General features: G+C 58.9%; 2 protein-coding genes. Both read left to right on the top strand.

Annotation, left to right across the window (positions count from 1 at the left end; all coding sequences use genetic code 11):
- A partial coding sequence (locus tag AC1DJT_RS36630) for a VanZ family protein (RefSeq protein ID WP_476836053.1) occupies window positions 1–196 on the top strand: 196 nt, incomplete at its 5' end.
- Between the two features lie 628 nt (window positions 197–824).
- On the top strand, window positions 825–1511 hold a 687-nt coding region (locus AC1DJT_RS36625), incomplete at its 3' end, for an FkbM family methyltransferase (protein ID WP_476836052.1).

The following is a 1511-nucleotide window of genomic DNA, read 5'->3' as shown; positions in this document are numbered from 1 at the left end:
GCGCAAGGGCGCCCCCTTGTCTGCCGCCTTGCTGATCATTGGCGCCGTCGGGTTCGAACTGGCCCAATTTTGGATTCCGGGCCGCACGCCACGAGTCGTCGATGCGGCGTGCAGTATTGTCGGCAGCATGATCGGGCTGGCGGCTGGTCTCGTCCTGCGCCGAGCGTGGTCGAAGCGATATCGGGTTTCGAAGTAGCACGTTCGGCGAGGCGGATTGGTGATTTGACTTGGGCTGGTGACATCGGTTGCTGTGGCGGAGCCAAGACATTGCGGCGATGCGGGCAGCTCGGCGAACGGAAGCTCTGCATCGCTTCTCCTCACATCGCAAGGACAGGTGAGAAACCGTCCGCTACGCCCTTGCGGATGCGCCGGTCTGATGCGGCAAACAGGGACGTCTGTCGCAACCGCAGGCTTTCACGCGCGCGCCAGCCTGTTGCCTGTCTTGCTCCGACGCCGGAGTGGTCTGACGGGGGCGATGGCGTTCCAGGCGGATAGCTGGCGAAGGCGTGATCTCGCCAGCGATCCGATGGCATTTCTGACGGTCCTTCGCGGGGGGCGTCCGCAGTATCCTTCGAATGGACGATGACGCTCACAAGGCGTCTCCATAGTGTCCTCTGACGGCCTGACCCGCTGCTTCGCGAGACTGTGCAGCCATGATGTGCTCGGGCCACAGGCAGAAGTCGATTGGCGCCGGGGCTCGACGAGACGCATGGAGCGACGTTCCGTCGATCAGGGTGGTTGGGATGCTTGGATAGGAATGGGCCGGGCGCGTGGCAGGTGAGGCCGCACATCGCTCAAGGCGTATTGCGGTCATGGAGGTAGGAATGACTAACGCCGCAATGGGAGCAGCCGGACGTCTCAGTGCCAGACTCTCGGCCAAGCTTCAGCAGTCAGCCGACGTCTTGCAGGACGAGGGTGCACTCCGCTTTCTGGAGTTGTCCGCTCTATCGCTGAGCGCGCCAGTCCGATCAATGCGCGTGCGGATCGCCGTGTCAGCGGACGCCAAGCGCGCTATCGCCAAGATAAAGAGCAGCTCTTGCGGGCGAGGGCTTTTCATCGATTGCGGATCAAACGTTGGGCAGGGATATAGCGTATTCAGTCGGTACTATACCGAAGAATATTTTGATTTCATCATGATAGAGCCCAACAAGAGTTGTCTGCCATATCTTCAGGCGCTCCAGGCGAGTTCGAGTGCGAATATCGAGATCATCGGTAAGGCGGCGAGCGTCCGGGAGGGCTTCACCAAGTTGTTTGGGCCTCCGTCGGATCGACGCCAACCTACCTATGAAGGGCGATCGATCGTTCCCGAGCACAATAGCAGCCTGTATGCCGCGGGGGATGCAGATTCTGACGTCGTAGAGACATTCTCGCTGTCGAACCTCATCATKGCAAAGAAAATGCTGTATGATGTCGTCGTTCTCAAGCTCGATGTCGAAGGTGCGGAATACGAAATACTATTCGATATGATAAATACAGGAGCTCATAGAGAATTATACGCGGCATATATAGAG

This window comes from Allobosea sp. 05T422_2 (assembly GCF_056396265.1).
The sequence above is the reverse complement of the archived record's forward strand: the minus strand, read 5'-3'. Positions and strand labels throughout refer to the sequence as shown.